This window comes from Pseudoalteromonas sp. QJM3NY_22 (genome assembly GCF_056173065.1).
Map to the genome: position 1 here is coordinate 896,281 of NZ_JBWBTZ010000002.1, position 26,590 is coordinate 922,870.

The 26,590-nt window shown below is 39.2% G+C and carries 26 protein-coding genes; 8 read left to right on the plus strand and 18 right to left on the minus strand.

The genetic code is table 11. The annotated features are described in order from the left end of the window. Positions 1–126: 126 nt before the first annotated feature. Positions 127–1,371 (minus strand): UPF0149 family protein, encoded by a 1,245-nt coding sequence (locus AC0VZ4_RS24375; protein WP_475441888.1) that lies wholly within the window; start codon positions 1,369–1,371, stop codon positions 127–129. Between the two features lie 229 nt (positions 1,372–1,600). On the opposite strand from AC0VZ4_RS24375, the gene AC0VZ4_RS24380 reads away from it, so the two are divergent. From AC0VZ4_RS24380 to AC0VZ4_RS24390, 3 genes are all read left to right on the plus strand, one after another. Continuing rightward, complete coding sequence (locus AC0VZ4_RS24380; protein ID WP_475441889.1) at positions 1,601–2,338, plus strand: substrate-binding periplasmic protein; 738 nt, start codon at positions 1,601–1,603, stop codon at positions 2,336–2,338. Between the two features lie 46 nt (positions 2,339–2,384). Continuing rightward, a complete protein-coding gene (locus AC0VZ4_RS24385) occupies positions 2,385–3,122 on the plus strand; it encodes a substrate-binding periplasmic protein (protein ID WP_008136841.1) in 738 nt (245 codons plus the stop codon). 184 nt (positions 3,123–3,306) lie between these two features. Further along, positions 3,307–4,905 (plus strand): ABC-F family ATPase, encoded by a 1,599-nt coding sequence (locus AC0VZ4_RS24390; protein WP_475441890.1) that lies wholly within the window; start codon positions 3,307–3,309, stop codon positions 4,903–4,905. Positions 4,906–5,178: 273 nt separating this feature from the next. Here AC0VZ4_RS24390 and katG read toward each other — a convergent pair whose 3' ends face one another. Then, a complete protein-coding gene (gene katG / locus AC0VZ4_RS24395) occupies positions 5,179–7,359 on the minus strand; it encodes a catalase/peroxidase HPI (protein WP_475441891.1) in 2,181 nt (726 codons plus the stop codon). A gap of 657 nt (positions 7,360–8,016) precedes the next feature. Here katG and AC0VZ4_RS24400 point away from each other — a divergent pair. Further along, positions 8,017–8,925, plus strand: coding sequence for a tetratricopeptide repeat protein (locus tag AC0VZ4_RS24400; RefSeq protein ID WP_033016400.1), 909 nt, complete (start codon positions 8,017–8,019; stop codon positions 8,923–8,925). A 20-nt stretch (positions 8,926–8,945) separates the two neighbouring features. On the opposite strand, the gene AC0VZ4_RS24405 is transcribed toward AC0VZ4_RS24400, so the two are convergent. From AC0VZ4_RS24405 to AC0VZ4_RS24415, 3 genes are all read right to left on the minus strand, one after another. Further along, positions 8,946–9,266, minus strand: coding sequence for a hypothetical protein (locus AC0VZ4_RS24405; protein ID WP_007379036.1), 321 nt, complete (start codon positions 9,264–9,266; stop codon positions 8,946–8,948). A gap of 9 nt (positions 9,267–9,275) precedes the next feature. Then, on the minus strand, positions 9,276–10,037 hold the full coding sequence (locus AC0VZ4_RS24410; protein ID WP_033037960.1) for a nuclear transport factor 2 family protein: 762 nt from the start codon (positions 10,035–10,037) through the stop codon (positions 9,276–9,278). An 81-nt stretch (positions 10,038–10,118) separates the two neighbouring features. Beyond that, a complete protein-coding gene (locus AC0VZ4_RS24415) occupies positions 10,119–10,862 on the minus strand; it encodes a ferredoxin--NADP reductase (protein ID WP_475441892.1) in 744 nt (247 codons plus the stop codon). Positions 10,863–11,026: 164 nt separating this feature from the next. Here AC0VZ4_RS24415 and AC0VZ4_RS24420 point away from each other — a divergent pair, with 164 nt between their 5' ends. Then, positions 11,027–12,286, plus strand: coding sequence for an IS4 family transposase (locus tag AC0VZ4_RS24420; RefSeq protein WP_475441893.1), 1,260 nt, complete (start codon positions 11,027–11,029; stop codon positions 12,284–12,286). Positions 12,287–12,585: 299 nt separating this feature from the next. On the opposite strand, the gene deoD is transcribed toward AC0VZ4_RS24420, so the two are convergent. After that, positions 12,586–13,290, minus strand: coding sequence for a purine-nucleoside phosphorylase (gene deoD, locus AC0VZ4_RS24425; RefSeq protein ID WP_475441894.1), 705 nt, complete (start codon positions 13,288–13,290; stop codon positions 12,586–12,588). Beyond that, positions 13,290–14,522 (minus strand): phosphopentomutase, encoded by a 1,233-nt coding sequence (locus AC0VZ4_RS24430; RefSeq protein WP_033028666.1) that lies wholly within the window; start codon positions 14,520–14,522, stop codon positions 13,290–13,292. Before AC0VZ4_RS24430 ends, deoD begins: the two co-directional genes overlap by 1 nt. Before the next feature lie 192 nt (positions 14,523–14,714). Here AC0VZ4_RS24430 and udk point away from each other — a divergent pair, with 192 nt between their 5' ends. The 3 genes from udk to AC0VZ4_RS24445 all read left to right on the plus strand — a co-directional run bounded on the left by udk (position 14,715) and on the right by AC0VZ4_RS24445 (position 17,707). Next, complete coding sequence (udk, locus tag AC0VZ4_RS24435) at positions 14,715–15,347, plus strand: uridine kinase (protein WP_007376640.1); 633 nt, start codon at positions 14,715–14,717, stop codon at positions 15,345–15,347. A 17-nt stretch (positions 15,348–15,364) separates the two neighbouring features. Next, positions 15,365–16,591, plus strand: a complete 1,227-nt coding sequence (locus AC0VZ4_RS24440; protein WP_007376641.1) for a NupC/NupG family nucleoside CNT transporter — start codon at positions 15,365–15,367, stop codon at positions 16,589–16,591. Positions 16,592–16,987: 396 nt separating this feature from the next. Next, positions 16,988–17,707 carry a substrate-binding periplasmic protein gene (locus AC0VZ4_RS24445; protein ID WP_244958579.1) on the plus strand — a complete coding sequence of 240 codons (720 nt, stop codon included), beginning with the start codon at positions 16,988–16,990 and terminating at the stop codon, positions 17,705–17,707. 262 nt (positions 17,708–17,969) lie between these two features. Here AC0VZ4_RS24445 and AC0VZ4_RS24450 read toward each other — a convergent pair whose 3' ends face one another. From AC0VZ4_RS24450 to AC0VZ4_RS24500, 11 genes are all read right to left on the minus strand, one after another. Continuing rightward, the gene (locus tag AC0VZ4_RS24450) at positions 17,970–18,179 is read right to left on the minus strand and encodes a cold-shock protein (RefSeq protein ID WP_002959120.1); all 210 of its coding nucleotides are present in this window, start codon (positions 18,177–18,179) and stop codon (positions 17,970–17,972) included. A 240-nt stretch (positions 18,180–18,419) separates the two neighbouring features. Further along, the gene (locus AC0VZ4_RS24455; protein WP_475441895.1) at positions 18,420–19,136 is read right to left on the minus strand and encodes a hypothetical protein; all 717 of its coding nucleotides are present in this window, start codon (positions 19,134–19,136) and stop codon (positions 18,420–18,422) included. After that, positions 19,133–19,873, minus strand: a complete 741-nt coding sequence (locus tag AC0VZ4_RS24460) for a hypothetical protein (protein ID WP_033037956.1) — start codon at positions 19,871–19,873, stop codon at positions 19,133–19,135. The genes AC0VZ4_RS24455 and AC0VZ4_RS24460 overlap by 4 nt, the downstream gene beginning before the upstream one ends. Then, complete coding sequence (locus AC0VZ4_RS24465; protein WP_033028663.1) at positions 19,860–20,213, minus strand: cupredoxin domain-containing protein; 354 nt, start codon at positions 20,211–20,213, stop codon at positions 19,860–19,862. The genes AC0VZ4_RS24460 and AC0VZ4_RS24465 overlap by 14 nt, the downstream gene beginning before the upstream one ends. Then, positions 20,206–21,519, minus strand: coding sequence for an ATP-binding protein (locus AC0VZ4_RS24470; protein ID WP_475441896.1), 1,314 nt, complete (start codon positions 21,517–21,519; stop codon positions 20,206–20,208). Before AC0VZ4_RS24470 ends, AC0VZ4_RS24465 begins: the two co-directional genes overlap by 8 nt. A 26-nt stretch (positions 21,520–21,545) precedes the next feature. Further along, a complete protein-coding gene (locus tag AC0VZ4_RS24475) occupies positions 21,546–22,205 on the minus strand; it encodes a response regulator (protein WP_024605199.1) in 660 nt (219 codons plus the stop codon). Positions 22,206–22,212: 7 nt separating this feature from the next. Continuing rightward, positions 22,213–22,860 (minus strand): tetratricopeptide repeat protein, encoded by a 648-nt coding sequence (locus AC0VZ4_RS24480; protein ID WP_475441897.1) that lies wholly within the window; start codon positions 22,858–22,860, stop codon positions 22,213–22,215. Positions 22,861–22,881: 21 nt separating this feature from the next. Then, the gene (locus AC0VZ4_RS24485) at positions 22,882–23,652 is read right to left on the minus strand and encodes an SDR family oxidoreductase (RefSeq protein ID WP_475441898.1); all 771 of its coding nucleotides are present in this window, start codon (positions 23,650–23,652) and stop codon (positions 22,882–22,884) included. Next, entirely contained in the window at positions 23,649–24,338 is a 690-nt protein-coding gene (locus tag AC0VZ4_RS24490; protein WP_475441899.1) for a TenA family transcriptional regulator, read from the minus strand. Before AC0VZ4_RS24490 ends, AC0VZ4_RS24485 begins: the two co-directional genes overlap by 4 nt. Further along, a complete protein-coding gene (locus AC0VZ4_RS24495) occupies positions 24,331–25,800 on the minus strand; it encodes an AMP-binding protein (RefSeq protein WP_475441900.1) in 1,470 nt (489 codons plus the stop codon). Before AC0VZ4_RS24495 ends, AC0VZ4_RS24490 begins: the two co-directional genes overlap by 8 nt. Further along, positions 25,797–26,450 carry a thermostable hemolysin gene (locus AC0VZ4_RS24500; protein WP_475441901.1) on the minus strand — a complete coding sequence of 218 codons (654 nt, stop codon included), beginning with the start codon at positions 26,448–26,450 and terminating at the stop codon, positions 25,797–25,799. Before AC0VZ4_RS24500 ends, AC0VZ4_RS24495 begins: the two co-directional genes overlap by 4 nt. Positions 26,451–26,590 lie beyond the last annotated feature (140 nt).

Here is a 26,590-nt window from a genome sequence, read left to right on the forward strand (position 1 = left end):
ACAAGTGCATTAAATACAGGTTTAATAAGTAGAAATTTTTAAATTAATACGCTGTTATTATTAAGCGCTGATGTGAGTACTAAGCGCGACATAAATCACGCTTAGCACTTTTTACGCGTTTAGTTATTACTTTTTTCTTAGCCAAAAAAGACTCGCGGAAACCGAAATCCATGCCTGTTTACCTAACGACTCAAGGTAAACACCCACCTCTTCTTTACTGCCTGGGCTGTAATATGATGGCTGTTGTTCTTTTAGTTTTTCTTGCCCTGTGAGTATTTTGGTAAAGTGTTTATTTTGCTGCTGGAGCATTTTTTTGTAATCGTTTGCGGGTTTTGAATCGCCATGCATTACAAAAGCACTTAGCGCACGGCTTGCTGTTGCGTGTAGTTCTTGAAAATCAAAGTCGGCTAATAAAGCCTCTAACTTCTCCCACTCTTTATTTATAATTAGGCAGTTCATTAATAAAAAGCGGTTTGCTTGATTATCGTTTGGGTTTAGCTTTAGTAACTCTTCGAGTTCTGATTGTGCTTTTACGGTATAACCATGCAGTGCGTGTATTTTTGCTCGATGCGCGCGAAGCATCATATAAGGACGAGTTTCGTGCAAGCCCCAAAAATGCCCAGCGTTGTCTTTAATAAATTGCTTGGTTATAAGCCCACCTTCCATGATTTCTAGCAACATTTGCATTGGCTCAAGTGCTTTTAGCTCTGTATCGGCGAGTACAAGTCCAAGTAATTCATCAAGCTCATCTAATTCATTTGGTTCTTCGTCTAAAAAGCTGTTGTTAAATACAGCCTCATCTTCATCACTTAAAGTTAGGTCGTTACTAAATCGGAGTTCAAAAATAGCGTCGGCCATAAAATAAACATAATTACGTTTATATTCTTGGGCGTTATATTGGGCAAATTCACCAAATTCTTTTGCTGCTGCTTTTTCATTAGAAAATGCTTTTAAAACGCTGTTCAGGTTATTAAGGGCCTGTTTTTGCTCTGCATCGAGCATGCGTTTATTTATATGTTTAAGCGCCTGTAAAACCCCTTTACAGTAACTTGGTAAGGGCATATTAGGTTTTAGTGAATCACGGTAATCTTGTTTAGATAGGCTACACTTAGCAGGCATTTTTAATTCGTTTTGAATTACTTTTTCCATGCACTGGTTATACAGAGCCATTAAGCTTTCTAAATATTTTAGTTCAGTCGCATTTTGAACATTAAGATCTCCAAATAGATCTGGTTGCCACTCACTAGGGTTAAGCATTTGTGGTAATACACCCAACCCCATTAAATAACCTTGAATAAAGTAATAATCTGGTTTTTTAGTGCTCAATTCACTGAGTTTTACAACATCGTTGCGTATTTTGGTTGGCGACATAATTTGCTCTGCTATACATAAATTTATTTGTAGTGTACAGATTGATAAAGTTTGCAACAATATTATTTCTTAAGTTTATAAAATAAGTGTAATTTTTAAACTTAAACGCTCAGCTACCTTTCTCTGCTTGGTGAGCTATTTACATTTTTATACAACCCCAGCACTAAAATGCTCAAGCTAGTTTATACTGTGTTAAAAATAAACAATAATTGATTGTGTTAGAAGCGTAATGAATAAACTAATAACCCTATTTCTTTGCTTACTTTTTAACGTGTCGCCTACTGTGTTTGCTTGCGAAAGAACTTTAAGTGTTGCATCGCACGATGCATTTTGGCCGCCATATGTGTTAGGTATTAATGGTGAATTACAAGGCGCAGAGGTAGATGCACTTAACATTATATTTGCCGGCTCACCTTTTTGTTTTGAGGTTGAATTACTGCCTAATTCAAAGCGCGCTTTTGTTGAGCTTAAACATGGCCGAATTGATTTAGGCTGGGCGGCTAGCTATACCGATAATCGTGCTAAATATGTTCATTTTAGTGAAAGTTACCGTACGGAGGTAATGCGTTTATACGAAAACAAAAATAACCAGCACAATGTTGATAGCTTAGAAGATATTTTTAAACAAGGCCTTACTGTAGGCGCTAACTTTGGTAGTTATTACGGTGAAGAATTTGAACAATATAAAACAACGTATAAAAAACAAATTGAGTACACCAGCGCAGTGAGCAAGCGCTTCGAAATGCTTAATAAGCAACGTATTGATTTTGCAATTGAAGATGAGCTAGCGAGTGCTTATTTTATTAAACGAAGCTCAAACTTAGCACCGGTTAAAAATATCAAATTTATAAATAAAGACGCAATACATTTAATGCTAAGCAAAGATACGGTGTCGGTTGAAGAGCTTGAAGTAATAAATAAACACATAAAAAACAATCAAACGGCACTTAAGGCGCTATTTGAGTAATGTTTAATTGCCAGCTATAACCGCAAGCGCAATTAATTGGAGTGTAATGAAAACTATAATAGTCGTTTTTGCTGTATTACTGTTAAGTACCTTTAATACGCACGCATGTAATAAAACTTTTGAAGTTGGCACAAATGAAAATTACTGGCCACCTTATGTTGAGCTAAAAAACGGGGTGTTGTCGGGTATTGAAATTAACGTTATAAAAACGTTGTTTAAAGGCTCACCTTTTTGCTTGAAATTTAGCGTATTACCTAGCTCTTTACGCGCACAAGAAGAGTTAAAGCAAGGCCGTATAGATATTATGTTTGCGGCAACTAAAACTAAAAAACGAAGCGAATTTGCGTATTTTAGCCAAAGCTACCGTGACGAGGTTATGCTGCTTTATAAAAATACGCTTTCCCCTAATTTAAGTTCAATTGAACAACTATTTAGCCAAGGCTTTAGTATTGCCGTTAATCGAGGTAGTTATTATGGCGCGCAGTTCGAGCAACTTAAAAAAGCATATCCTAAGCAAGTTGTGCTTATTTCGACTGCCGATAAACGCTTTGAAATGCTTAATAAACAGCGGGTAGATTTTGTGATTGAAGACGCTTTGTCGGGGCTGTTTTTTTTGAAACAATCATTAAATATTGAACCGGTTACTAATATGGCATTTTTTAATAAAGCCCCTGTGCATTTAATGCTGAGTAAAAAAACGGTTACGCTTGATGAACTATCGGTTATTAATCAATTAATTCAAAAAAATAAAAAGGCCACAGAACGTATTTACCAAACTTATTAACTGTTTTGAGCTGTAAAATCACTTATCGCTATCTGTTTTTGCTTTAATTTAAAGCGCCTTTTATCTTCCCTTCCTCTTGGCTGATCTGTATAATTCGCCAGCTAATTTACCCTATTGTCTGGTTCTTGTTTGTGGCGTGTTGCTGCAGCGTACTCCTGTCAGTACTTATCTAGGATTACCTTTTTTGATCTCCACCGCAAATATTACGATGCAGTTTGGCGCAGAGCCGTTGTTTGAAAACATTTCAGCTAAATTTGGTAACGGTAACCGTTACGGTTTAATTGGCGCTAACGGTTGCGGCAAGTTGACTTTCATGAAGATTTTAAGCGGGGCGCTTGTGCCAAGCGCGGGTAATGTATCTATTACTCCAGGGTTAAAAGTAGGTAACCTAAGCCAAGACCAGTTTGCCTTTGAAGAGTATAGCGTTGTAGACGCTGTAATTATGGGTGACGTTGAGCTTTGGAAAGTAAAGCAAGAACGCGAACGTATTTACTCTTTGCCAGAAATGAGCGAAGACGATGGTATGAAAGTAGCTGAACTTGAAAGCGTATTTGCTGAAATGGACGGTTACACGGCAGAAAGCCGCGCTGAAGAAATTTTGCTAGAAGCGGGTATCGATAAAGAATTTCATTATGGATTAATGGCAAACGTTGCACCTGGTTGGAAGTTACGTGTGCTTTTAGCACAAGCGTTATTTGCAAACCCAGACATACTGCTACTCGATGAGCCTACCAATAACTTGGATATTCATACAATTACGTGGCTTGCCAACGAGCTTAACAAGCGTAAATGTACGATGATTATTATTTCGCATGACCGTCACTTTTTAAACTCTGTATGTACACATATGGCCGATATAGATTATGGCGAGCTGCGTATTTATCCTGGTAACTACGAGAAGTTTTTAGAAGCAGCAGGGCTGCAGCGCGAGCAACTTTTAGCTGAAAATGCTAAAAAGAGCGCTGAAATTGACGAGCTACAAGACTTTGTTAACCGTTTTGGTGCTAATGCTTCAAAAGCAAAACAAGCAAGTTCACGCGCTAAAAAAATGGATAAAATTAAACTTGATGAAGTTAAATCGTCGAGTCGTATGAGTCCATCGCTTTCGTTTGACGAAGGTAAAAAAATGTATCGTCAAGCGCTTGAAGTTAACAAGCTTGGCCATGGTTTTGATGGCGAAAAGTTATTCACTGGCGGCGACCTACTACTAGAAGCTGGCGCTAAGCTTGCTGTTATTGGCGAAAACGGGGTAGGTAAAACTACTTTTTTACGTTGTTTAGTTAACGAGCTTAAAAGTTTAGAGGGTGAAATTAAATGGTCTGAAAATGCGACCTTTGGTTACTGCCCGCAAGACAGCACTAAAGATTTTGATAACGATTTAACCTTGTTTGATTGGATGTCGCAGTGGCGCACAGTTAATCATAACGATTTAATGGTACGCGGCATGCTGGGTCGTTTGTTGTTTACAGCTGACGATTCAAATAAAAAAGCGCGCAACTGTTCGGGTGGTGAAAAAAACCGTTTGTTATTCGGTAAGTTAATGATGCAAGACGTTAACGTTCTTGTTATGGACGAACCAACTAACCACATGGATATGGAAGCCATTGAAGCGCTTAACAATGCGCTTAAAGACTTTGAAGGCACGCTAATTTTTGTAAGCCATGACCGTGAGTTCGTATCGTCATTAGCGACGCGTATCATTGATATTAAAGATAAAAAAGTAATCGACTTCCAGGGTACGTTTGACGAATACCTTTCAAGTTGTGAAGAGAAAAAAGCGTAAATTTTTCTCATTACTTTTAAAAACGGTGCTAAATTTAGCGCCGTTTTTTTATGGGTGGTAAATAGTGAATTTGGGCATTTTTGCATAACCCCTGTAGACGCGCAGCTTGCTGGCGTGTAAAACGTAGTTTTTAGGTTGTGTGATTCAATGATTAGAAGCTCTCGCTTCTCGCGTGAGCAAGCTCGACGTCTGCAAATATATGTTTGCCACTGCGTTATAAATAAAAAAGGGGGGTAATTAATTACTCCCCCTTTTTTATGTTCATCGCACAGATTATTTAATATCAAACCTGTCGGTGTTCATTACTTTTACCCATGCATTTACGAAGTCGTGAACAAAGCGTTCTTTGTTGTCGTCTTGCGCATAAAACTCAGCAAGTGCACGTAAAACCGAGTTTGAGCCAAATACTAAATCAACACGTGTTGCAGTCCATTTAGTTGCGCCGCTTGTACGCTCTACAATATTGTACAACCCTTTTTCAGTAGGCTCCCAGCGGTACGCCATATCCGTTAAGTTTACAAAAAAGTCATTACTTATGGTGCCGACATTACTTGTAAATACGCCATGCTGACTGCCATTGTGGTTAGTGCCTAGCACACGCATGCCACCAAGTAATACTGACATTTCTGGTGCACTTAAGCCCATCAACTGGCTACGCTCTAGTAAAAGCTCTTCTGCGGATACTACATAGTCTTTTTTCAGCCAGTTTCTAAAGCCGTCATGAATGGGTTCAAGCACATCAAACGATTCGGCATCGGTCATGTCGTCTGTTGCGTCCCCTCGTCCTGGCGCGAACGGTACAGTTACATCAACACCAGCGCTTTTAGCTGCTTGTTCTACTGCGGCTGTTCCGCCTAAAACAATTAAGTCGGCGATGCTAACTTGCTTATTTAAACCTGCTTGTACTTTTTCAAGTGCAGCTAGTACATTTTCTAAACGTGTTGGTTCGTTACCTTGCCAATCTTTTTGTGGTGCAAGACGAATACGTGCGCCATTTGCGCCACCACGGTGATCAGAACCACGATAAGTACGAGCACTGTCCCATGCCGTGCTAATTAAATCAGCAGCGCTAACGCCGCAACTAAGTAATGTTGCTTTTAAATCACTAATTTCGGCGTTTGTGAGTGTGTAGTCAACGGTAGGTACTGGGTCTTGCCAAATAAGATCCTCGCTTGGCACATCGGCACCTAAATAACGTGATTTAGGACCTAAATCGCGGTGAGTTAATTTAAACCAAGCACGAGCAAACACATCTGAGAAGTAATCAAAATCGTTATAAAAACGCTCAATAATTTTACGATACGCTGGATCCATTTTCATGGCCATATCGGCATCAGTCATTATTGGGTTTAAACGAATTGATGGATCTTCTACATCAACTGGCTTGTCTTCTTCTTTAATATTTACAGGCTCCCACTGATGAGCGCCAGCTGGGCTTTTTGTTAATTCCCATTCGTAGCTTAACAGTAGTTTACAGTAGTCGTTATCCCATTTAGTTGGGTGGGTAGTCCATGCCCCTTCAATACCAGAAGTTACTGTATCGCGACCAATACCACGTGTTGTGGTGTTGTTCCAACCAAGACCTTGCTCGTGTACATCGGCAGCCTCTGGCTCTGGCCCTAGGTTTTCGGCTTTACCGTTACCATGCGTTTTACCTACGGTATGCCCACCTACGGTAAGTGCTGCTGTTTCTTCATCGTCCATTGCCATACGCGCAAACGTTTCGCGAACTTGTGCTGCGGTTTTAAGTGGATCGGGTACACCATTAACACCTTCTGGGTTAACGTAAATTAAGCCCATTTGTACTGCGGCTAACGGGTTTTCCATTGTGTCTGGCTTGTCTACATTGGCGTAGCGCCCGTCGCTTGGTGCGAGCCATTCTTTTTCAGCTCCCCAATATACGTCTTTTTCAGGATGCCAAATATCTTCGCGCCCGCCTGCAAATCCAAAGGTTTTTAAACCCATTGATTCGTATGCCACGTTGCCCGCTAAAATAATTAAGTCGGCCCATGAAAGTTTATTGCCGTATTTTTTCTTAATTGGCCATAATAAACGACGCGCTTTATCGAGATTGCCATTATCAGGCCATGAATTTAGCGGAGCAAAACGCTGATTAGCTGTACCGCCACCACCACGCCCGTCAGCTAGTCTGTATGATCCTGCTGAGTGCCATGCCATGCGAATCATTAAACCACCGTAATGGCCCCAATCGGCTGGCCACCACTGCTGGCTTTGTGTCATTAAGTGTTTTAAATCGGTTTTTAAGGCTTCTAAATCTAGCGTTTTAAATGCTTCAGCGTAGTTGAAATCGCTGTCATATGGAGTCGTTTTTGTATCATGTTGATGAAGTATGTCTAAGTTAAGGGCGTTTGGCCACCAATCGGTATTTGGATTAGACGTTTTAATATTACTACCATGCATGACCGGACACTGGCCTACTTTAGGGTTGCTCATTCTGAAATCCTTATAGTACAAAAGTAACGGTTATTTTATTTAGTTGGTTTATGACTTAGTACACCAGCCTAAATACTTATGTGTATTTAATATAGGCTTATAAATTATGCTATACCAGCACCGAACGGCTGTTTAAAACGATTGTTGTCATTTATAATTTTGATGGATAGTTAGTTGTGCATATTTTTTACTGCACTTTCTAACTGTATTTAAAATACGAGATTAAAATATTTATCTTAACTTTTTTAGAAGACCTGTGATCGCACTGAAAAATTTCGGCGTATTAGTCAGTGAAGGGCTCAAAAGTGGCTTTGATTTACTCAAGCGCACATTGGAATATCCCCCTTCACCATGAAATTATAGTCATAACGATAAAGGTGTATTACTTAAGCCCAATACACCTTTACTTTATAAACCAGATACCTTGTGTATCTTCTTATTTTAACTAACTGAATTGAGTTAAGTAATTGTTCAGCTAAATTCAGTTAGTATGCAATTTATCTCCTGTATTTCCCTGCAACTTTTGTTGTTTTAGCAGTTTTGGCCAGTTCACCTTGAACTGGCTTTTTTTTGTAAAATTTTTGGCTTCACTAGCTTTGTGCCTTTTAGCTGTGCGTGTTAAAGTTACACTCGTAATTAATTTAACTAGGCATACCAATGCGTTATTACATATCCTTACTTTTTGTTTGTTTTACATTTTTTTTGGCTACTGTGAACGCAGCAGAACAAAGGCCAGAAGTGCTCACTGCGCAAGAACAACAACATGCCCTTAGCCAACTAAAAGAGCCTATGTATAAACCACTTTTAGAACGCTACGTTTTAGATGAACTAAAAGCAGTACGACAAGATCAACAAAAGCTACGTGAAGATGTAACTAAACAAGTTACCCACGCCCAACTAGATACCGCTGATCGTGCGCTCACATACACAACCGATACCATTAATAATGTGTTTTTTATTATTACTGCCACGGCATCTATTTTGGTTTTAGTGGGTTGGAACTCGCTACGTGATGTTAAAAATAAAGTAGAAGATATTGTAAATACACGCGTAAGTGTAATTACGGATGAATACGAAGACAGATTAAAAATTCTTGAAGAAAAACTGCGTGTACGCTCTGAAGAAATACTCAGTAACCAAGAACGTATATCGGTTACCAACGAGGTTCATTCGCTATGGATGCGCGCCAATTTAGAAAGTGATTTTGCAAATAAAATTGAAATATTTGATGAAATTTTAAAACGTAAACCAGAAGATGTAGAAGCAATAGCTTATAAAGCTGACGCACTACTGGAAATTAACGAAACAGCGCAAGCAATTGAACTATGCAATCAAGCCATTGATATAGATAGTGATTATGGCTACGCGTACTGGCAAAGAGCCTGTGCTTTTGCCCTAATACATGAGCATGCAGATGCCCTAGCCGATATTAAAATGGCACTAGATTACTCGCCTAATTTACGTAATGAACTATTACACGAAAGTGCATTTGCAAGCTTACACGATAACGAGAGCTTTAATACAATTGTGGCTGGTGAAGCGTCTGGAATACAATTAAATTTATAGTATGCTGCATGCAGTGCATTTTAACGTTTAAAATATAAATCTATTGCTTTAGCGAGCAGCTCGTCGAGCTGCTCTTCAAAATTATCTATATCAATATCAAAATGATTTAAGTAAGCCTTAGCTTGTACTTGCGATAAGTTACGGCTATTTACACTGTATTGACGCTCATCTTTTTGTTTATCGTAACGAGGTAAAAAGACAAACAAGCCGTAATAAGGCGATTTAATATGCTTGTTAGCAAAACGGCAAAAATCTTCTATATGGTTAGCACCATCAGGCCCTAAGCAGCCTGGCTCAACTCGGTACATTAAGCGAATTTTTCTTTCGTCACTTATTTGCATAACAGTCCTTTAACGGAAAAATAAGACGCGTATTATTTTGCCGTCTTTAATTTGATAGCTCGAAATTAACTCTGAACGTTTATCTACAACGTTTTTATCAGTGGAGCATGTTTCTGATAACTCATGATCTATTACTATGTCACCATGCACTATGCGCTTAATTGGCGATGAGTGAATACATTTGAGCTTTTTAAACATTAGCCCATAACGTGCGATTAGTTTTTCTTTACCTTTAAATAATAGCTCATTTGGGAAAATATAAAACTCTACATCTTCAGAGTACACGCGAATAAACTCTTCAATGTTACGTGCGTTGTAAGCGTTGACCAATTGCTCAACCACGGCAAGTGACTCACGTGACTGCTTTGCCTTAGTTTGCTGCTTAGTAGTAAGTGCCTCTTTAGCTTGCGTAACTGCTTTTTCGGCCTCAGCAACAGCCACTGCTTTCTCTACTTTATTTTTTGGCTTTTCTACTGGCTGTGGTGCTTCGTTACCGAATACTTTTGAATCATCTGTTTTAGCGGTGTCGATTACCGGTTTTTTAAGTTCGGGCGCTTTGTATTCAAGAGTATTAATTTTATCGTTAGTTTCTATTTCAGTTGCAAAGTTATCTGTGTTGGTATTTTTTGAGACTGAGTCACCTTTATTTGTAACAACTTGCTCTGCACTTTTGAGTTTTGGCTCGGTTACTTCAGGTTGTTGATCTGAGGCATAACTAATCAATGCAACTGTGGTGATTAATGAAGCTAAAATAATTGATAACGGTTTCATAACTTTCCTAATATGAACACTAAACGCGTAATGTGGTGCAACATAACAAATTTTAGAGTTTGCGGGTAGTCATTCAGCCACTTACCAGTACTGTTCGACTGTTATATGTCCAGGCTCTCTGCGCCTGTTACGCTTAAAGCTTTTCCCTATAAGAAGTTCGGTTGTGTCTTTTACCATTTGTGGATTGCCACAAATCATAAATTGGGCATTATTTGGTGCTGGATTTAACTTTACTTTATCGAATAGGCGACTACTTTGAATTGCATCAGTAATACGCCCATGTAAGCCCTCTAACGGCTCTTTTCGGCTCACAGCAGGTATATAATTAAGTTGTGCTGGGTAAGCTTTTAAAAGCTCATTTATAAGCGGCTGGTAACTTAAATCACTATTAAAACGTACGCCATGCACTAAGTTTATATGCTGATACTTTTGCCATACCTCAGGTTGTTGCAATATTGATAAAAATGGCCCGATGGCTGTGCCAGTGCATAACATCCACAGCTGCTCACTTTGTGGAATTTCGTCAAGCGTAAAAAAACCTGTTGCACGGCGCTCAATTAATATGTTGTCGCCTGGCTGTAGTTTTGCTAAGCGCGGTGATAAAAGTCCGTCAGCTACGTTGATAAGATAAAACTCTAGAGCTGAGCTATCGGGTGAATTAACGTATGAATATGCACGCGCTATGCGTTTATCACCCTCAATTATTGAAAGCTTAGTAAACTGCCCTGCTTTAAATGGCTCTACATCGGCATTAACCGTTAAGCTAAAAAGCGTTTCGTTCCACCATGTTACTTTTTTTACAGTTGCATCAACCCAGTTAGACATATTTGACTCCACAATTTAGCGGTTAACCCAGTAAATTATAAAAATGTATGTGCTTTAAACACTAGCATTAACTCATAGGTTGGATCTTAAGAAAGCTTGAAGTTGAACTCTGTTAATGATCAAATAGTTACGCCAATAAAAACATGACCAAAAACAGAGTTCACATGCAGATTAACCAAGTTTCAAATCAATTAAAAGCCCTTATCTCAGAAAAACACCTCATTGAGCTTGCAAAAACCTCCGGATTTCAAGTTCGACACCGTTGCCTGTCGATCGTTTCTCTGCTCAAAGCTGTGTTCAAAAGCTTATCTTGCCTGCAAGACGCTAACTTGTCAGATATCCATCAGAACCTGCGAACGCAGGCCAATTGCACGATAAGTTATAAACCCTTTCATAATCAAATTCGAAAACCAGCCTTGACTGAGCTTGTCCGTGAGCTCGTTATTCAAGCGATGTCTAAATTGACTGTAAACACGCTGGATAAAACCTTTTTTACCCAGCGAGGAATACAGCGAGTGTTATTGCAAGATGGTTCATCATTTGCTCTACATGATGAATTAGCGCAGGTTTTTGCTGGTCGCTTTACTGCGATAAGTCCTGCCGCAATTGAGTTGCATCTTACTTATGACCTATTTAACGAACAGCCTTGTGAAATAGATATCCGTCCTGATGTTGAAACTGAGCGAGCCTTTTTACCGGGTAGTCACACACTTGAAGATACGTTATTACTTGCTGATGCAGGGTATTTTGACTTAGATTACTTTGAGCAAGTATCTCAAGATGGCGGCTACTTTTTGGTCAGAGCGAATAAAAACATCAACCCAACCGTCACATCAGCTTATTGCGCGGGTGTAGAACTTAAAGAAAAGTATATTAAACTCAAAACCTTGCTCAAGAAGTGTGCTAGTCAGCCACTTGAGTTAACAGTACGCTGGAAGAAAAATGGACCCGAGTACAGGCTTATTTATCTACCCGATGAAAAGCGCCCTGTTTTCCTTGTTACCAATTTAAAAGAAACACAGTTTAACTTTGATGAGTTGCTCGATATATACGCGACTCGTTGGCAAATCGAGTTACTTTTCAAAGAGCTAAAGTCATGGAATAACCTTAAGGGATTCATCACAAGAGACCCACACATTGCAGAATCGCTGGTTTGGCTGAGCATACTGCAAACACTTATCAAGCGTTTTATCTGCCATAGTGCAGCGACGATATTTAAGTGTGCGATCTCGACATTTAGAGCGAGTAAGTGCAGTTATCTTTGGCTGGATGATATTCTGGATTGCATAGAGCAAACACAGTGTAATCGTAAGGTACACCGTGTACTTAAGCTACTAGCGGTAAATTGTAAGCGGCAAAGCATTGAGAAAAACAATGATATTTGCCGTTTTAAGATAGGAAGTCACACGGTCTGTGTTCCTTAAGAACTAAGCTATGAGCATTAACTAGGTAATAGTTATACAAAGCGCTGATAATTTTTATACAAAACAATATGCACCTTGTAAATACGTTTGGCTTTAATATTATTAAATCAGTAATAGAGTAATGAGAAGCTGCGCTTCTAACGTGAGCAAGCTCTACGTCTACAAAAAGTTAGATTTTGCCTTGTAGACGCGCATAAAAAAAGCCGCATTAGATGCGGCTTTGGAGGTTAGTCTCACTTCACTTTGGGCGTGTCTCCAAAACTTAGTGAATACGTTACCAAGGAACTGTTATGTATTATTTAAGCTATTGACTCTAATGCAATTTTAACCATTTCGTTAAACGTGCTTTGACGCTCATCAGCAGGTGTTGCTTCACCAGTGATTACGTGGTCGCTTACTGTAAATAATGCCATTGCGTTTGCGCCGTATTCAGCTGCAACGCCATATAAACCCGCCGTTTCCATATCTACTGCTAGCATGCCTAACTTGTCTAAATCTCTATAGAACGAGTCGTCTGCTTGATAGAAAGTGTCGGTTGTAAATACGTTACCTACTTTTGCTTCAATTCCTAGCTCTTTTGCAGCGTTTACGCCGTTTAAAAGTAAATCAAAGTTAGCAATTGCAGCAAAATCGTAGCCACGTACACGTGCACGATTTACGTTAGAATCTGTGCTTGCACCTTGTGCAAAAATTACGTCACGGATTTTGATATCTGTGCCAATACCGCCACACGTACCAATACGTATAATATTTTTAACGCCAAAGCTTACAATTAGCTCACGAGCATAAATAGACATTGATGGAATGCCCATACCTGAACCCATGATGCTTACTGGCTTACCTTTGTAAGTACCAGTGAAACCGTACATGTTACGAACGCCTGTAACTTGTACTGCATCATCTAAAAAGTTTTCAGCAATATATTGCGCACGTAGCGGATCGCCTGGCATTAATACTGTTTCGGCGAAATCACCAACGTTTGCACTGATATGCGGAGTACTCATTAATTGTTTTCCTTTTTATTTGGCATTGTTAGCTCATTTAAAAAGCTGTCGCCGTAATCAAGTGCAGGTAAACTAAACCACTGTGCTAGGGTTTGGCCTATATCTGCAAAACTGTTGCGTTCACCTAACGGTGTATTAATCATACCTGGTTTATATGCAATAACAGGTACGTATTCACGAGTATGCTCAGAACCTGGAAAGGTCGGGTCACAACCGTGATCTGCAGTGATCATTAATATGTCATCTGCGTCTAACTGATTTAGTATAGTTGGTAAATAGTCATCAAACTCTTTTAATGCTTTTGCGTAACCTACTGGGTTACGGCGATGACCAAATTTTTCATCAAAATCAACTAGGTTAGTAAAAATTAAGCTGCGATCTGGCGCGCTTTTCATTACTTCGCTGGTTTTTTCTAGCAAGTTCATAAGCCCAGGTGCTTTATGCTTTTGGGTTATGCCCTGATGCGCATAAATATCTGAAATTTTACCAATACTAATTACTTCGCCGCCGTCTTTTGCTAATACGTCTAGCAATGTGGGTGCTGGCGGAAGTACTGAGTAGTCACGACGATTACCCGTTCGAGCAAAGTCTTGGCTATTTGAACCCAAAAATGGCCGCGCAATCACTCGTCCTATATTCATTTCATCAAGTAGCGCCCGTGCGATTTCGCAAACTTGATAAAGCTTCTCTAGGCCGAATGATTTTTCATGCGCGGCTATTTGAAACACGCTATCAGCTGAGGTGTAACAGATTGGTTTACCTGTTTTTACGTGTTCTTCACCTAGCTGTTCTAAAATGGTCGTTCCCGATGCATGGCAGTTGCCTAAAATACCAGGAATACCTGTGCGAGCTATAAACTCGTCAATAAACTCTTGTGGAAAACTCGGCTGTGTTTTTGGAAAATATCCCCAATCAAACAACACAGGTACGCCTGCCATTTCCCAATGACCTGATGGTGTATCTTTTCCGCTAGAAAGTTCTTTAGCGTAACCCCATGCACCTTGTGGTGTTTGGCGATCAGATATTAAACAGGTTTCTCCACCTGCAGCTTCACATGCGTCTATTAATCCTAATTTAGATAAATTAGGAAGCGACAGTGCACTGCCAGTTTCGTCGTAATATGCTTTTAGTAAGTGAGCAAATGTGTTAGCGCCAAGATCACCAAATTTATCTGCATCTGGTGCTGCACCGATTCCTAGGCTATCTGCCATTAAGATAATTGCTTTTGCCATTTTGACCTCACTTTGTTTCTAGGTGGTTACTTTATCCGCTCTTTGAATTTTCCGTACAGGACAAAAGTCCTGTTTCATAAAACCTAAACATTATAAATTTGCATTCTTGAGCGAAGCAAAAGAGATTAATCGTGTCTTTTTTGCTATTGTGATCTACCAACAATATATCCTTCTGTGTGGGTGAGAACTTTAGTGACACGAACTACTATTATAGCTATTGCAGGCGCGTCTGCGTCGGGCAAATCTCTTTTTAGCCAAACTATATACAATGAATTGGTTAACGAGCTTGAACCAGGCGCTATCGCCATTATTGAAGAAGATGCTTATTACAAGGATCAGTCGCATTTGCCGATGGCTCATCGTACGCAAACGAACTACGACCATCCTGATGCATTTGAACATGCGTTGATGCTTGAGCATTTAACGCAACTTCGTTGTGGTAACTCAGTTGAAGTACCAACCTATGACTATGCACAGCATACACGCAGCGAAAAAACTCGCCGAGTGCCTGCTGCAAAAATACTCATTGTTGAAGGTATTTTATTATTGAGTGACAAAGCGCTTAATAAAGAATTTGATATTAAGGTGTTTATAGATACACCTTTAGATATTTGCTTAATGCGCCGTATGCAGCGTGATATGGAACAACGAGGCAGAACTTTACAATCTGTTGTTGAGCAATATCAAGCAACTGTTAGACCGATGTTTTATCAATTTATTGAGCCTTCGAAACATAACGCCGATTTAGTTGTGACTCGAGGCGGTATGAACCGTGTTGCGATTGATATAATTAAAAGTAAGATAAAATATTTACTACAAGAATAACAACGGGAAACATTTGTATGACAACATTTATGAGCTTAGTTGGCATGTGCGTGCTGCTAAGCATTGCCTTTGCTGCGTCAACTAATCGCAAGGCAATTAATTTAAGAACCGTTGGCATAGCATTTGCGATGCAAATTGTTATTGGCGGTTTTGTTCTGTTTTTTGAAGCAGGAAAAAATGTATTAACGAGCATGTCAGCGGCCGTTTCATCGGTAATTGGTTATGCGAATGATGGTATTGGATTTTTATTTGGTCCACTTGCCTCACAAGATACATTAGGTTTTATTTTTGCAATTCAAGTTTTGCCCGTTATCGTGTTTTTCTCAGCATTAGTTGCTGTGCTATATCACCTTGGCATTATGGATTGGATTATTAAGATATTAGGCGGTGGTTTACAAAAATTATTGAAAACCTCACGTACTGAATCACTTTCAGCAACGGCGAATATTTTTGTTGGCCAAACTGAAGCCCCTCTTATTGTTAAACCGTTTATTGCAACGATGACTAAATCGGAATTGTTTGCAGTTATGGTAGGTGGCTTAGCCACGGTAGCAGGCTCTGTAATGGCCGGTTACGTTATTATTGGTATTGAGCTTAAGTATTTAATAGCAGCGAGCTTTATGGCAGCTCCAGGTGGTTTTTTAATGGCCAAGATGATTGTGCCAGAAACTGAAACGCCTAAAGATAACTTAGCTGATTTAGATTTAGATGATGAAGATAAGCCAGTAAATGTAATTGATGCAGCTGCATCAGGTGCGGCAAACGGCATGCATTTAGCACTTAATGTAGGTGCAATGTTACTTGCTTTTGTAGCGCTAATTGCACTGTTAAACGGTTTATTAGGCGGTATTGGCGGGTGGTTTGATTACCCAACATTAACGCTTCAAGAAATATTAGGTTATGTATTTGCTCCTGTTGCATGGTTACTAGGTGTGCCATGGGATGAAGCAATTATAGCCGGCAGCTTTATTGGTCAAAAGATAGTAGTGAACGAGTTTGTTGCTTACTTAGACTTTATAAATTATCGCGATACGTTAAGCGCGCACACACAAGCAATTGTTACTTTTGCTTTATGTGGGTTTGCTAACTTATCATCGATAGCCATTTTACTAGGTGGATTAGGCGGTATGGCGCCTAGTCGGCGAAAGGATATCGCGCGCTTAGGGCTCAGAGCAGTGTTAGCAGGATCTATGGCTAACCTAATGAGCGCAGCAATTGCTGGGTTTTTCCTCTCGCTAGCTTAGAAACTTATTGAGATGAAACCGGTGTTGCAAAACAAGAAGATAGCTGCTTTAAGGGGTTAAAGTACTATCTAACTTGAACGATACTTCACCAAGGGCCGCAAGGCCCTTTTATCGTTTTAGTACTTTATATTTCAAGTTATCAATCCCTTAATACTTCATACCAAGTTCAATTGGCATAAAAATCATGCGGGTTAAATCATTTTGGAACGTCGTTACACAGCCTCCTAGGCTGATTGCTACAACGTGAAAACATAACTCAGCACACAATTTATATTTACACTCAAATTTAAATAAACCAATATCTTAGTCACTAATTTTTATGATTAATTTTTTGTATTTTCAATATTTTAAGCCACACTTATATCACTATATTTAACTGAATGACGATTCGCTATTGTGAAATATATTATTTATTTTCTTTTTTTTATTTACTCTGTGCATATTCAAGCAACAGAAACACTGCTTGTTGTTACAGAATTAGCACCACCGAATCAGGTATTGGTTGATGGTGAAGTAACAGGAGAAGGCACTCAATTAATTCGAGATATCTTTGCAGAGGCTAAGCTAACACCTAATATACAAATGTATCCGTGGGCGCGTGCTTATAAGTTAGCAACCGAGCAAAGCAACGTTTTTATTTACAGCCTAGCAAGAACACCAGAGCGAGAAGAACAATTTTATTGGATTGCACAAGTGGGACGATTTGATTTGGGGTTTATAGCTCTCTCAGAGCGCACTGATATAGTTATTGAAGGTACCGAGCAAGCTAAAAACTACAAAATAGCGATGCAACGCAATGACTTCTCTACACAGACTCTTTTAAAACTAGGTTTTGAAGCAGTATTCACTAGCGACATTCAAAAGTCATATGATTTATTGCTCGCTAAAAAAGTAGACTTAGTTGTAGACGATCCACTTTATATGCAACAGCTAAGTGATTATTTAAAACTTGAACCCAACCATTTAAAGTTTGTATATAGAATAAACGAACTCACTGTAGGCGCTTACTTAGCAGCGAATAAAAAAGCAGACGTTAATGTTGTTAATGCACTTCAGAAGGCGTTCACTGAAATGGAAAAAACAAGTGCGTTACCTTATGGAATTCAGGGTAATTAATTTCTATATGGGTTCTATTTAACGTTAAGAAAATTACGCTAGAACTAGGCAAAAATTTTTGTATCTAGTTGCTCTAAATAAAAATTTAACGACGCTATAATGCAGTTTAATTCGTTAAATTGCTCAAAGATTTATACAGGTTGGTATAGTGAGTAAATAAGTGGAGTTGATCTAATCTAATAAACGCAGGTAACTTTCATCAAAATTTAGACACAAAAAAAGCGCCTTAAGCGCTTTTTTTCATTTTACTTAAAAAGTAAAATTATACAGCTGTGATGTTATCAGCTTGTGGACCTTTTTGACCTTGTGAAAGAGTGAACTCTACACGTTGGCCTTCAGCTAAAGTTTTGAAACCTTCGCTTTTGATTGCTGAGAAATGTGCGAAAACGTCTGGGCCATTTTCTTGCTCGATGAAACCAAAACCTTTAGACTCGTTGAACCACTTAACTGTACCTGATACGATGTTAGACATTGTAATATCCTGATATAAAATAAAAAATATGCTCATAAGAGCGGGTGTAGCAAAAAATGAGATGGTACTTTAAAAACTTCAGGACGGTACTACAAGTATTACTTATACAACATCGAAATGGAGATTTATAGCTTACATGCTTTCTTTCTAGCTGCAGCCCACTATATAGATTTTTTAAAACATGTCAAGTACCTATCTATAATCAGAGTAATAAACAACCAAAGTCGCTTTTATTCGTTATTAAAATTCAAACTCTAATGCGAGCCTAAAGCTATGATTTTTTTTTGATTGGCTTACCTCAGTGATAAAACCCGCTTCCCATTTTAACTGTTTTTGTCCATCAAAACGCTGTAAACCTATAAAACCTGGCCCTATACCCACAAAGTCTTCACCTACGTAAACTTCAAGAGAAGGCTGAAAAGCAGAGCGATATCGATAGCGATATTGTGCTCTAAACTCACTTTCCCATTCATTTTTAATGTCTTGCCCCCACTCGTATACTAAAAAGGCATTCATAGTTAAGCTTGTTTTGCCAAACTCTTTTTCGATCACAAAACCCGTAGTTGCTTCATATACGTCTTCATTATGTTTTTTTTCAAACTCAAATAATGCCCCCCAATCGGCCCATAATTTACCTTGCTCAATCAATTGCCAGCGTAGTTCAAGCTCATAAGCTTCTAAACCAAAGTCGCCGTTATCGTCTCGCTCACCAACTATATAACCTTCTAGTGCCATTGTATCGTTAATAGCACCGCCACCACCCAAACGCTGCGCTAGTATGTTGCCACTATATGTTTGGTGCGACACCAACCGCCATTCAAACTCTCGCTCAAAAGGTAAAACATAGGGGTGATATACCTTATCAACAACAATACCATCGGCCTTAACTGGGATTGAGAATACCAACAAACAAAAAACGGTAAAGCTAAGCGCTAAATATAGGTTGAGTGCTTTCATACACGTTCCTTAGATATTGAAGCTGAAATAACATAACAAAGTGATAAAAATATCACGCTACTTGTACTATATATAAGTACACTCATTAGATCAGGGGTAGCCTCGTAACCAACAAGAGCACGCAGTACGCGGCCTAGCTCAGAGTTTTCGTTTAACAAATCACGTAAATCCCACACGGTTGCGGTGTTGGTAATTAAATCTATTTGGCTTGCCAAATCCAGTGCAACTAATAACTTAGCCGCGCTGTTAAAAGCAAGCAAAGTAAAAAGCGGATACATACCAAAACGGTGCTTAATTGCATTCATTAAAAAGTACAGCAATACGCTAAAACTTAAACAAATTCCAACACCTAATAAAGTGCCAATAAATAAGCTTTGCCCTGCATCATTACTTTGCCAAAAGCTGGTGAGGTAAATAATATAGTGGCTTAAATACATTGTTATTGTGCTTATAACCGCAATATAAAAAGCCGCTGATTTTTGCTTTATTGCAAATACTAATACAGCTATAAATATAGTAATACATAGCCCTATTTGTGAGTACTCTAGCCCTTGGTGTTCAAACCACTGGCTCACCCATGATGCACTTTGCATGTACAAAAACGACATGAGCGCGCCAATTAATAAAGCAGATCCTATTTTTAAAGCGCTTTGTTTTTTAACTACTTGTAGTAGCACTAATAAAATAGCCACAGGTAGCAATTGATTAAGGCTCATGACTAAACTAGTTATTAGCATGCTGCGCCTCCTCATCACCAACTATTACAACGCCCCTTGCTGTATTGGGCGAAAACTCACCAAAAAATTCGTAATGCCCTTTACTAAGCGGCCCTATATAAATAATGCTTTTACGGTTTGGGTAGAGTACTTTTTCTCTGTTTAGATCAAAGCTATCAAACTCTTCTGGTGTGCTATCTTGGTTTTCTATCAATAGTTTGACTTTTTTATTCGCGGGAATGGTAATTTGCGAGGGATAAAACAAATGATCTTTTAAAATAATAAGGTACTCTTTACTCGCCGCGTTAAACGACAAGAATAGCAAACAACAAAGGCACCGATTAAATAAACGTTTAGTCACTTTTTACTCCCGTAAAAGTAACCTTAACGGTTAGTCCGCCTAAAGGGCTATTCGCTAAATGAATAGTTGCGCCATAAATAGCAATTATGTGTTGAACAATCGCCATACCTAAACCGGCACCTTGCTCGCCTGATGGATGCTGATCGCCACCTACGCGATAAAAACGATTGAATATTCGCTCTTTTTGCTCTTCAGTCATACCCGCACCAGAATCATCAATTTGCCAACTAAAGTCGTCATTACTTGATACTAATTTAATTATAATTTGACCATTATTGGGTGTGTACTTTATGGCGTTGCTAAGTAAATTAGCGATGAGTGTGGTTAATGTAAACTCATCACCATTAAGAATAAAGTCATCGCCTTCAAGACTAATGGTTTGGTTTTTTTCATCTATTTTGTCGTATTGCTCCGATACGACTTGCTGAGTAATCGCTAGCAATGATTGCTCGCTAAACTGCCTCTGCCATTGTTCAGGCTGAGTGCGCCCTAAAATTAGCATTTGCTCGACAATATTACTTAAGCGATTAATGCCCTGCGACATAGCTTGTAATTCTTGATGGTCTTGCAGATTACTTTGTTTATTAGCCAAATTATGTACGTTAATTTTTAAACTACTAAGCGGGGTACGTAACTCATGGGCTGCATCAGAGGCAAAAAATCGCTCCCGTAAGTAGGCAGTTTCTACGCGTTTAAATAAGTCGTTTAAACGATTAATAACCGGTTTAATTTCCTCGTCGGTTACTTGCCAGTTAATTGGCGTAAAGTCGTTCGCTTGGCGAGACGCCAACTGCTTAGATAATCGAGTAAGAGGGGCTAATGCGTATTTAACAAAAAAGCTAATAAAAATAGCAAGCAGAGGGACTGCCCATAGCATTGGTAACATTGCAGATAAAATAACGGCTTCAGCTAATTCAAACCGCTTTGCCATAGGTTCAGCAACGATGACTCTACGGGTGTTTTTACTCATCACAAATACCCGCATACGCTGCCCTGCTACATTGGCCGTTTGAAAGCCCTCGCTAAAACTAATTTGGTTATTCGTTAAACTCGATGAGCCACTAAGTAAATTATTATTTTGCCAAATTTGATACAATAACTGAGCGCTATTATTACTTACTTGTACTGCATCTGTGCTTAGTGCCAATGGTTGCTCAATTAAAACGCCAGCCACTATTTTAAGTTCATCATCAAGCAAACTTTCGCCGTGGTGCATACTTTTTTGATAGCCTTTTACTAATGCTAAAAAGCAAGTTAGCACCATCATTGAAAGTAAAATTAACGTCAGACGTTTACGAATTGACATTTTCAACCTCGAAAAACAAATACACTCTAACGCTTACCAACCACGTAACCAATGCCACGTAAGGTTTTAATAAAATCACTAGGGAATTTTTTACGAAGATGATGAATATGCACCTCTATGGCATTAGAGCCAACTTCTTCACCCCATTGGTAAAGTTTGTTTTCGAGTTGTTGTTTTGATTGTACCCTTCCCTGATTTTCCATCAGCGCTTTTAAAAGCATGTATTCTTTTCGCGGCAGTGTAAGTGACTGCCCACTTAGTTTAACTGTATGAGCAGAAGTATCCATTACTACATCACCACAGCGTAATAAGCTTGATTGTGTTTGATTAATGCGCCGACTTGCTACACGTAATCGAGCAAATAACTCAGCAGGGTCAAACGGCTTTGCAAGGTAATCATCTGCTCCCATATCGAGCCCTTGGACTTTGTCATCAATACTGCCGCGAGCAGTTAAAATAACTACCGGAATTACTTTTTTTTGCGCTTTAATATGCTTTAAAACTTGCGAGCCGTCGCCATCAGGCAATCCTAAATCGAGAATAACAAGCTCAATCTCACCACTAGAAAGGCACTCTAAGGCATGTTTTACTGTGCCACTGTGCTCTACGCTGTAGCCCTCTTGGCGCAAAGAGCGAATAAGCCCTTGCGCCACTAAATGATCGTCCTCAACGAGTAATAAATGCATTATGTGTTTATCTTTTTAATTTTTTATCTACTTTTGCCAATAACTGACTTATTGCTTGTTGACGATATTTATCTGCTTTTGCCCGAGTATCACGAATCCCAGCAGCTTGCGCTACAAGTAGTCGCGCTTTAGCTTGTTTATAATCGCCTTCGTCATACAAGTATTCACCGTATAAGTAATTAGTATCAATGCCTTCGAGATTAAAAGCGAGCGCTTGTTTAAATAATTTTTCAGCTTTGTCGTCATCACCAAAACCAATTGGCCAACCAGGTACTTTGCTATAAAGCGTTGCAAGGCTTGCGTAAGCTGAGCCATTTAATGCAGTGCCATCAATCGAGAGTGCATTTTCGAGTGACGCTTTTGCTTCTTTTGCTAAACCAAGTGCGCCCAAGCCCCCTTTTGCGCCAGCAAAACTAGCTAACACAATGCCATTCCAAATATGTGTTTGCGCTGAGCTTGGATAGTTTTTAACAAATAATGCGCTTTGCTCACTTAGTTGCGTAAACGCGTCTATTTGCGCATCGTTTTCAAGTTCGTAATTAGCAATTGCCCACTTTTGTTGAATATCGGTTAAGTCTTGCGCTTCATCTGCGTGTACTGCAGTTGCAAATACAGAGGTTAGTATTAAATAAAATGCGAGTGTAAATTTATACATAATTTTGCCCTTGTGTGTTTGTTAACTTAAAAAACGTTTAATTTTAGGTAGTTGCTTTGCAATAGCGTTATCAACAACGTTTGGGAATACGCCATTTATGCGTGCAAATAATTTTTCAGGAAAACCAATAAAGCGCCTTGTTTGGTTTGAACTTATAAGTGCTAATAACTCTTGAGCAACTAATTCTGGCGAGTCCATTTTATTGCCGAGCTCTTTATTCATTGCCCGCGCTTTACTGCTATTAATGGATGTATCTGTTGCTCTTGGTGCTAAATAGGTCACTTTAACGCCTGAACCATTCAACTCACGTGATAACGCTTCTGTAAAGCCACGTAAACCAAATTTACTGGCGCAATAAAGCGTTTGAAACGGGTAGCCAATACTGCCAAACGATGATCCCACGTTAACAATGGTGCCTTTGGTATACGCTAACTGTCCTAAAAATAGCTGGCATAATTTAATAGGCACCGACAAATTAGTAATGAGCATATTATCTATTTGCTCATTACTTGTGTGCTCAAGGCTTTGCATTGTATTAATACCTGCATTATTAATAAGTAATTTAACGCCGCCGAGTTGCTTGGCTTTTATTGCTAAGTTAGTACGTGTTGTATCGTCGGTTAAATCGCCCGAAAATACTTCACTGTCTGGGCATGCACGGCTCAGTTTTTCAAGGGTTTGGGTATTTCGCCCTACAAGCAGTAACTTCCACCCTTTTGCATATAGGGCTTTAGCAATCGCTTGCCCTATTCCGCCTGTTGCACCAGTTAATACACATAAAGAACTACTCATGCCAATTTGCCTTGTGCACTTGCTTTAAAAAATGGTTCGTCATCGAGTCCACGAAATATATCGCCGTATAAACGATAAAAGCGCTTTGCACCATGAAGTATGGCTTGTTGATCCGCCTCGTCTGTTATTTGGTTCATAAGGTTTTCAAAAAACTTTACATGCTCTATATCAAGTGCGCCGTGAGAGGTTAAATAACTAAATGCTTTTTTAGGTAAGCCCGCAGTATTCGCAATGTTTGAAGCCGCGCCATCAGCAAGCGCTATAGAAGTGCCTTCAAGCACATGCACCATGCCAAAAAAGCTCAACGGGTTTTTACGTGCAATGGAGTCGTACGCATACGACACCATCATTTCGGTAGCAAATTGCGGCTGACTACACCGTACTGTTTCTTTGTCAAAACCACAGGCTGCAATATCATTAAGCACCCACTCTTGATGACCTATTTCTTCTTCAATGTATTCTGCGACGGCTTCGCGCAGCCATTCTTGATCGTCGGTTAATCGTGCACCAACCGACATCATTAATGGCACAGTATGCTTAACATGGTGATACGCTTGTGCTAAAAACGAGGCGTATTCTTCAAGTGATGCTTCGCCTTTAAAAACACGCTGAATAATCGGCGCTGTAAGCAGGTAGTTTTGCTCTTGTTTAGTTTGCTCTTTAAGGGTGTTAAAAAAATCACTCATTAATTACTTCTCCAAGTCGGTAAAATTGATCAAACACAGCATAGTACTGCTTACTTATGGCATCTCGTTTTGGGCGATTATTTGTTGTTAATAATCCTTGTTGCACACTTAATGGGGCAGCTAAACGATGCCACTTTTGAATTCGAGCATAGTCGGGTAGTTGTTTATTAATTTCGTTAATGTATTGCGCTAACACTGGGTTACTTAGCTTTGTATCGGCGTAAATAATGGCACTGAGAAAAGGTCGCCCCTCACCAAACACAACGGCTTGTAAAATACCGCTTTGACTGAGTAATAGTGATTCAGGCCACTCGGCACTGATGTTGCGACCCATGCTGGTAATAATTAGGTTTTTTAATCGGCCTTTAATAAATAAGGTATTTTGATGCTGATCGACTAGATCACCGGTTGCATACCACTGGTTTTTGTTGTGAGGTTGATGGTTTAAGTAACCTAAAAACAAATCGCCTTTTATAAAAAGCTGACCATTTTCAATTTTGGTTTGAATATGAGGTAACACAGAGCCGGCACTGTGGAGGTTATCGTTTGTGGGTGTATTTAAACTAACGACAGATGCCGCCTCAGAAAGTCCATAACCTTGGTACACCGGTAAGTTTAAGCTACGCGCTTTAACTATTAGCATTTCGCTGACAAGCGCACCACCTACCGCAATAAACTGTAACGAACTAGGCGGTTGCCACCCATCTTCTGCAAAAGTAACTAAGCATGCTAATAGTTCAGGCACTAAAATAAGCGTATTTGGCTTAACTTTATCAATCGCAGCAATAAGCTGTGCGGGATGTTTTAATGCAGTTCCAACAAAGCCTAATTCATTTAACGGCATTAAATGCACTGTACCGCCACTTTTTAAAGGGGCATACACACCGGCTATATTTTCAAGCAATACAGCAAGCGGTAATAAACACAAATGAACAGGCTTTTTAATGTTAATTTTATCGCACAGAGATTGAGCTACCTGCATTTGACTCTTTGCAGATAAACACACGCCCTTTGGTTGCCCAGTCGATCCTGACGTAAATGTTACTTTTTGAGTTTCTGGAAAATAACTGCCGAGTTTAGCTACAACGATTTCGTAAATATATAATGTGTAACACTCAAATAAAGTAATTGATGCAGTCGGCTCCCCGAGTAAAGGGTTTACCGTATCGCTCATAAATATATTAGCGCCACATTGCGCTAGTACATATTGAGTTTGTTGTTCACTAAAAAAGTGAGCAATTGGCACAGCCACTTTATTAGAAACCGCAGTAGCGGCATCAATAACAAGCCAAGCTGGCGTATTATCGAGCTTATAAGCGACACATTTGCCGTTAAAGCTATGTAGTATTTTTACTACTTGTTGTATTTGCTGGTTAAACCCACCACCGTTAATTTCAAGTGTTTGATCTTTATTATGGGCAATAATTAATGGCGATATTGCATGGGTATTATAGTAATTCATACATTCACCAACGCATTTACCAAAGAATTGATATTTGAGTGGTTTTGCTGCATCAAACTATAAAGCATTGGGGTATTTAATACTTGTTGGTGAGCTTGCTCTAAACTCACAACGCATACGGTAGGCTGATTAGCGTAGTAACTTCCCCAACTTAGCGGATGCTCAACAACAAAACTGTTTGCCACAGCAATTTCAGTGCAGTTAACGCCTAGTAAGCGCAGCAGTGCACGTACTTTTTTAGTGGCGCAAAATACTAAATGTTTTGCTCCTACACTTTGCAGGGCTTCATTAACAACAATAAAATGCCCAAGCGTTGCTTTGCGATGTGTAGAGCATAGATTACCAAGCTCAAATACTTTATTACGCTGTGTAGGCTCAGGTAAAAAATACTCAATGGGCTGTGCTAAGTATTGCTCTATAAATATAGGAGCTGTTGCTTGCCTTAAACCCAATGTGCACTGCCCTTCGTTTGTCGTGTATTGGCAAAGTAATGGCATAAAAGAGGTAAGCGTGGCGTTATAAGCAACTAAAAACCCTTCTTTAACTGTGTTTTCTAACGCACTTCTATGCTCATCATTAATGCGAGCACTAACAAAGCGTGAGTTATTTTCAATATAAACGGGTGATGAAGGTAGGTGTGCTAATTGCATAAACATCGCTCATATAAAGTGTATGTTTGTAACTTAGCGAGCGAAACTTAAAGAAAACTTAAGAAAATAAATATTATACCAACCTACATAAATCTTTGATCAATTTAACGAATTAAATTGCACTATAGCGTCGTTAAAAA